The organism is Pseudomonas sp. 2VD (assembly GCF_005503585.1).
In the GTDB taxonomy this organism is placed as follows: domain Bacteria; phylum Pseudomonadota; class Gammaproteobacteria; order Pseudomonadales; family Pseudomonadaceae; genus Pseudomonas; species Pseudomonas aeruginosa.
The window spans coordinates 1-6,682 of the sequence record NZ_SCND01000327.1; the positions used below are offsets into that span (position 1 = coordinate 1).

General features: G+C 70.3%; 7 protein-coding genes. 3 read left to right on the plus strand and 4 right to left on the minus strand.

Annotated elements, in window-relative coordinates; genetic code table 11:
- The coding region (locus FFS27_RS25905; protein ID WP_137952291.1) for an HlyD family secretion protein at nucleotides 1-748 on the plus strand (748 nt) is incomplete at its 5' end.
- Nucleotides 738-2,249, plus strand: a complete 1,512-nt coding sequence (locus FFS27_RS25910; protein ID WP_021264471.1) for an MDR family MFS transporter — start codon at nucleotides 738-740, stop codon at nucleotides 2,247-2,249. The genes FFS27_RS25905 and FFS27_RS25910, both read left to right, overlap by 11 nt.
- A gap of 2 nt (nucleotides 2,250-2,251) precedes the next feature.
- Here FFS27_RS25910 and FFS27_RS25915 read toward each other — a convergent pair whose 3' ends face one another.
- On the minus strand, nucleotides 2,252-3,034 hold the full coding sequence (locus tag FFS27_RS25915; RefSeq protein ID WP_003112041.1) for an AraC family transcriptional regulator: 783 nt from the start codon (nucleotides 3,032-3,034) through the stop codon (nucleotides 2,252-2,254).
- 191 nt (nucleotides 3,035-3,225) lie between these two features.
- Between FFS27_RS25915 and FFS27_RS25920 the strand changes: the two genes are divergently transcribed.
- Nucleotides 3,226-3,729: a thioredoxin family protein gene (locus FFS27_RS25920; protein WP_003123117.1), complete on the plus strand. Its 504-nt coding sequence runs from the start codon at nucleotides 3,226-3,228 to the stop codon at nucleotides 3,727-3,729.
- 21 nt (nucleotides 3,730-3,750) lie between these two features.
- Here FFS27_RS25920 and FFS27_RS25925 read toward each other — a convergent pair whose 3' ends face one another.
- The 3 genes from FFS27_RS25925 to FFS27_RS25935 form a co-directional block, all read right to left on the minus strand.
- Nucleotides 3,751-4,008 (minus strand): DUF2790 domain-containing protein, encoded by a 258-nt coding sequence (locus FFS27_RS25925; RefSeq protein ID WP_003107483.1) that lies wholly within the window; start codon nucleotides 4,006-4,008, stop codon nucleotides 3,751-3,753.
- Nucleotides 4,005-6,044 carry an FUSC family protein gene (locus FFS27_RS25930; protein ID WP_023101423.1) on the minus strand — a complete coding sequence of 680 codons (2,040 nt, stop codon included), beginning with the start codon at nucleotides 6,042-6,044 and terminating at the stop codon, nucleotides 4,005-4,007. The genes FFS27_RS25925 and FFS27_RS25930 overlap by 4 nt, the downstream gene beginning before the upstream one ends.
- On the minus strand, nucleotides 6,044-6,682 hold a 639-nt coding region (locus tag FFS27_RS25935), incomplete at its 5' end, for an HlyD family secretion protein (protein ID WP_137952292.1). The genes FFS27_RS25935 and FFS27_RS25930, both read right to left, overlap by 1 nt.

Genomic DNA, 6,682 nt, shown 5'->3' on the forward strand with positions numbered 1-6,682 from the left:
GGCGCAGACGATCAGCCGCGCCCGCGCCGATGGCGAAGCGGCGCGAGCCGAATGGCGCCGCGCCGAGACCGACTGGCGACGCTACCGGCAATTGGCCGACGAGCATGCCACCAGTCGCCAGCGCCTGGAGAATGCCGACGCGGCGCACCAGCGAGCGCGGGCGGCAGCGCGGCGGGCAAGCGCCGAGGAAGGCCGCCAGCGCGCCGCCAGGGACGTGCTGAAGAGCCGGCGACGCGAGGCGGAGGCGGCGCTCGCCCAGCGCCAGGCGGAGCTGCAGGAAGCCGCGGCGGCGCGCGAACTGGCGCGCCACGCCCTGGACGATACCGAAATCCGCGCCCCATTCGCCGGCCGCGTCGGCCAGCGCAAGGTGCGCCTGCGCCAGTACGTCACGCCGGGGCTGCCGCTGCTGGCGGTGGTGCCGCTGGAGCAGGCCTACGTGGTGGCCAACTACAAGGAGACCCAGCTCGAACGCATCCGCCCCGGGCAACCGGTAGAGCTGGAGGTGGACACGTTCGGCCGCCGCTGGCGCGGCCGCGTCGACAGCGTGGCGCCGGCCTCCGGCGCGGTATTCGCGCTGCTGCCGCCGGACAACGCCACCGGCAACTTCACCAAGATCGTCCAGCGCTTCCCGGTGCGTATCCGCCTGGACGCCGACGCCGCCGAGCGGGGCCGGCTGCTTCCGGGGATGTCGGTGATCGCCACCGTGGACACTCGCGAACCGGACGGAGCCTCCGCCGATGAGCGCTGAGGACAAGGTATCGCTGCGTGCCTGGGTCGCCGTCACCGGCGGCCTGTTCGGCTGCTTCATGGCCGGCATGAACGTGCACGTCACCAGCGCGGCGCTGCCGGAGATAGAAGGCGCGCTGGGAGCCACCTTCGAGGAGGGCTCGTGGATCTCCACCGCCTATCTGGTCGCGGAAATCAGCATGATCCCGCTTACCGCCTGGCTGGTGGAAGTGTTCTCCTTGCGCCGGGTGATGCTCCTCGGCTCGCTGGTGTTCCTGCTCAGTTCGCTGAGCTGCGCGCTGGCGCCGAACCTGTCGACGCTGATCCTGATCCGGGTGATCCAGGGGGCTTCGGGGGCGGTGCTGATCCCGCTGTCGATGCAACTGATCCTCACCGAGCTGCCGTCCAGCCGGATACCCCTCGGCATGGCGCTGTTCAGCCTTTCCAACAGCGTGGCCCAGGCCGCCGGCCCGTCGATCGGCGGCTGGCTGGCGGATGCCTATTCCTGGCGCTGGATCTTTCTCCTGCAACTGTTGCCGGGGATCGCCCTGCTGGCCGCGGTGGCCTGGTCGATCCGCCCCCGCGACGGCGACCGCGAACGCCTGCGCCAGGCCGACTGGCTCGGCATCGGCGCGATGGTCGCCGGCCTCGGCGCGCTGCAGATCGTGCTGGAGGAAGGTGGCCGCCGCGACTGGTTCGAGTCCGGCTTCATCCGCACCTTCGCCGTCCTCGCCGTGCTCGCCCTGCTGCTCTTCGTACAGCGCCAACTGTGGGGCGCGCGGCCGTTCATCAACCTGCGCCTGCTGGGCAGCTACAACTTCGGCGTGTCCAGCCTGGCGATGGCGGTGTTCGGCGCGGCGACCTTCGGCCTGGTGTTCCTGGTGCCCAACTACCTGTCCCAGTTGCAGGGTTTCAACGCCCGGCAGATCGGCGACAGCCTGATCCTCTACGGCCTCGTGCAACTGCTCCTGGCGCCGCTGCTGCCGCGCCTGATGCGCTGGCTGAACCCCAAGCTGCTGGTGGCCGGCGGCTTCGCGATCATGGCCCTGGGCTGCTGGATGGGCGCGCACCTGAACGCCGACGCGGGACGCAACGTGATCATCCCCTCCATCGTCGTGCGCGGCATCGGCCAGCCGCTGATCATGGTCGCGCTCTCGGTACTGGCGGTGAAGGGCCTGGACAAGGCCCAGGCCGGCTCGGCCTCGGCGCTGATCTCGATGCTGCGCAACCTCGGCGGCGCGATCGGCACCGCGCTGCTGACGCAACTGGTCTCGCTGCGCGAGCGCTTCCACTCCGAGCGGATCGGCGAGACCCTGACGATCTTCGACGGCGCCCTGCAGCAGCGCCTGGGCGGTGGCCAGGTGCGGATACAACTGCCGGAGCAGCAGCAGGCGCTGGCCCTGCTCGACCACGGGGTGCGCCAGCAGGCCTATCTGATGGCCTACTCCGACGCCTTCTACCTTTCCTGCGTGGCGCTCCTGGCCTGCGCCCTGGCCTCGCTGATGCTGCGCCAGAAGGACTGAACTCAGTCGCCCTCGGCCACCCCGTAGGCGGCGCCGCGGCCGAAATAGAGGCTCGGCGAAACGCCCAGGGTCCGGCGAAACATGGCGCTGAAGGCGCTCTGGCTGTCGTAGCCGAGGTCCAGTGCGACCTCGAGGATCGAATGCCCTGCCGCCAGCGCATCGAGGCTGGCGAGCAGGCGCATGCGCCGCAGCCACTGGACGAAGCTGAGACCGGTTTCGCGCTGGAAGGCGCGAGTCAGGGTCCGCGGGCTGACGCCCAGGCGACGCGCGGCATCGCCCAGGCTCCAGTCGGCGGCCGGCTCGGCGCGCAGGCTGCGGCACAGCGCCGCCAGTTGCGGATCGACCGGCTGTGGCACATGCAGGGCGAGGATCGGCAGCACCCGCAGTTCATCGAGGATCAGCTCCATCACCCGCTCGTCGCGGCCGCCCGGCGGGTAGTCCGGGGCGATCCGCATCGCTGCGACGATCAATTGCCGCAGCAACGGCGGCACGTCCACCACCCGGCAGTCCTGCGGTAGGTCGTGGCGCGCCTGCGGGGCGATGAACAAGGTGCGCATGCGCACCTGGCCGGCGAAACGCAGGGCATGCTCGATACCGGCCGGCAACCAGACACCGCGTCCCGGCGGCACCACCCAGGTGCCCTCGGCGGTGCCGACCGTGACCACCCCGCTGAGCGCATGGATCAATTGCGCGCGCGAATGCCGGTGCAGCTCGACGCGCTCGCCGTGGAGATAATCCTGGGCATAGGCGAAGACCGGACGGGTGGAAGGCAGGTCGATCAGCATCGGGCGGGCCTTGGCGGGCAGTGGGGGCGCTGTCTTTTTACCAGCCGCGCCATGCTAACGACCAGACCCGGCGAAGCACGCCGGCGCTCGCCGCGACGCGGCGAGCGCGCTACCCTGGCCGCCCCGGCGTGGCGCGACTGCCTGGCATATCCGCCGCGCCATCCCTCCCCAAGCACAGGAGCGAAACCAGCATGGCCTCTTACGCGGAACTGTTCGATATCGGAGAAGACTTCGCCGCCTTCGTCGGCCATGGCCTGGCCACGGAACAGGGCGCGGTCGCGCGGTTCCGGCAGAAGCTGGAAAGCGACGGGCTGCCGAGCGCGCTGACGGAACGCCTGCAACGCATCGAACGGCGCTATCGCCTGCTGGTCGCCGGGGAAATGTGGTGCCCGGACTGCCAGATCAACCTGGCCGCGCTGGACTTCGCGCAGCGCCTGCAACCGAACATCGAGCTGGCGATCATTTCCAAGGGCCGCGCCGAGGACGACCTACGCCAGCGCCTGGCGCTGGAGCGAATCCCGATTCCGCTGGTACTGGTGCTGGACGAGGAGTTCAACCTACTCGGACGCTTCGTCGAACGGCCGCAGGCGGTGCTCGACGGCGGTCCGCAGGCGCTTGCGGCGTACAAGGCGGGCGACTACCTGGAGCACGCCATCGGCGACGTCCTGGCGATCATCGAAGGCGCGGCGCGCTGAGACAGCGCCTGCGCCCGCTTCTCAGTGCCGCGAACAGCCCGCGCCAAGGCCTCGGTACTGCAAGCGATGTAGGCGTCCGGCGCTGTCGCGGTAGAGCATCACCAGCGGCACCACGCCACAGGTGGCCGGCACCGGCGTGACGGAAAGCACCCGCTCGATGTCCAGCGGCATGCCGTAGTCGTAGCGCTCGATCGGCGGCAACTCTTTCCCGTCGTCGTCCGCCGCCTGGACCTGGGACCAGCAGGACAGCAGCAAGGCCAGCAAGAACGAGGTTTTCATGAGGTCTTTTCTCCATGCTGCGCCCCGTCGGACGAGACGCTTTGCGAATAGGCCCGGAGCAACCAGGCGAGGTCGGTGAGGATCGCGGCCAGGCGCCACTCGCCGGCGGCCGCCAGGCGGGCGCCGGCACGGCGTGCGTGCCGCGCGGCGAGCGGCGGATCGCGATGGCGGACGGCGATGGCTCGCAGTGCGCGCTCGATCCACCGCGCCTCCGCGGCGGCCGGGTCGAGCCCGGCCAGGGCGCGCCACAGGCGCCGCGACTCGCGGCCGAGTTGCAGGGATACGAAGCCCAGGCGCAGGGCCAGCGCGCTGCGCGGATGTTCCATGCCATGCAGCGCGCCCAACTGGGCGATGCGATGCTGCTGGCGGGCCTGCCAGGCATGCGCGTCGAAACCGGCGCGACGACGCAGCAAGGCGAGGGTCTCGCGGCGCAGATGGTCGAGCAGCGACGCCGAATGCCGTTCCAGGTCCTTCGGCAGCAGGCGGTAGACCAGCAGGCTGATGCAGAGCGCCAGCACCCAGGCGCAGGACTGGTTGGCGAAGTCGCCGAAATCGAAGCGGGCGAGATTGCCGGTGGCGACCAGGGTGTTGAAGGCGATCAGGTAGGCGATTCCCTGCAACGCCCGCCTGGGCACTGTGGTGGCCTGGATACCGAACGACCAGAAGAAGGCGAGGCACAGCAGCAGCAATGGAAGGCCGTTGATCAGCGGTAGCAGAAGGAATTTGCAGAGCAATGCGGCAGGTATCGCGTAGAGCGTGCCGCGAATGAAATTGCGCGTGCCCTCGGCGGGAAAGGGCGAGGCTGCCAGCAGCGTGCAGTAGGGGCCGAGCACCGCCAGCAGGGTCGGCCCCTGGTCCCACCCGCTGAGGAACCACAGGGCGCCGCCGACCAGCATCGCCAGCCAGGCTCGCGCGCCGTTGCGCAAGGCCTCGCGGTAATGTCGATGGAAGGCCGCTGGGCGGACGTCAGCGCGGGCCCGGCCGTCGAGCCAGGCGAACCCCCGCAGGGCGGCCTGCAGGTCATCCAGTTGCTCGTCGAGACGCTCCATGAACAGCCCTTCGCGACAGGCATCCGCTTGGTCTGTCGGAAGTCCGCGCCGAATCGCCGCCAGGCGACCGCGCAAGCTCGCGAGCCGTCGCGCGGCGCCGGCGAAGTCGAGCTCGCCGCGCTCCAGTTGGCCGCCCAGCAGGCGCAGGTCGTCGGCCATCGGCAGCGCCAGTCCGCGCTCCGCCAAGCGCCGGGCCCAATGCGTCTCGCCGGCGAAGCGGAACTCCATCAGCGTGGAAAACAGCGCCGCCAGGCCACCGCGGATCGCCGGGAGCGCAGCGCTCAGCACCCGCGACTCGGCGCGACCGACGCCCAGCAGGTCGTCTACCGCGTAGACCTCGCCGGCCAGCGTCCGGCGACGGCGCTCCAGTTCCCCGTCAGCCGCACCGGCGTGCCGCGCAGCGACCAGCGCCAGCGTCGCCGCGCAGAGCGAGACGAGACGCTGGCGCACCCGCCCGGACACGGTCCTGCGGCTGAAGAGCACGGTCACCAGGCTCAGGCAGCAGACCCCGACGATTACCGCCGAGGCGCGGGTGACGATGTGCTCGAAGGCCGCCTCGGGCTCGACCATGGCCGGTCCCAGCGCCAGGCACACGGTGTAGCCGGCGACCACCGCGGCGGTGGCGTAGAAGTGCCGGACCAGGCTCATGACGCCGACGCAGAGACCCAGCCAGAAACCCAGGGCGACGACGAACAGCAGCATCTTCTGGGCGAACAGCGCGGTCAGGACGAAGGCAGCGAGCGTGCCGATCAGGGTACCCACGGCGCGCCACCAGCCCTTGCCGACCACCGCCCCCTGCACCGGATTGATCAGCAACAGCACAGTGGACGCCGCGGAAAACGGCGAATCCAGTTGCAGGTAGAGTCCCAGGCCGAGCGCCAGAGCGGCAGCGCCGATGCTGCGCAGCACGTAACCCAGGCTGTCGGTCCGCCAGGGCAACGGCAACGCCGCGTACCAATCGCGCCCGCCGGACGCCGACGCCGCCATCAAAGGTACTCCTGCAACCAGCGGGTCAGCCGCCAGTGCCGCGCGGTCCCCGCCTGCAGCACCTCGACACTGCCGGTCATGCCGGCGGCAAGCACCACGCCCGCCGGTACCCGGTCGAGTTCGATGCGCACCGGAACGCGCTGCGCCAGGCGTATCCAGCTGAAGTTCGGGCTGACCTGCGGCAGGCCGCTGTCGGCACGGCTTTCGTTGAGGTCGGCGACACCGCGACCGATGCTCTCGACATGGCCGTCGAGCAGCGGATCGAACCCCATCAGCTTGATCGTCGCCGGCGCGCCGACCTGTACATTGCGCAGCTTGGTTTCCTCGAAATAGCCGGTGACCCAGAAGCTTCGCCGATCGACGATGAAGATGTTGGTCCGGCCCGCCGCCGCGTAATCGCCGGGCTGCACGCGCAACTGCGTCACATAGCCGTCCACCGGCGAGCGCAACTCGCTGCGCCGCAGGTCCAGCCGCGCCTGGTCGAGCGCCGCCCCGGCGGCCTCGGCGCGGGCGCGGGCGATACGCAGGGCGCGACCGGCGTTGGCGACCTCCTCGCGCGAAACCGCGCCGGCCAACTGCATGCGTCGGCGCCATTGCTCGTCACGTTGGCGCAGGGTTTCCCGCGCCTGCTCCAGCTC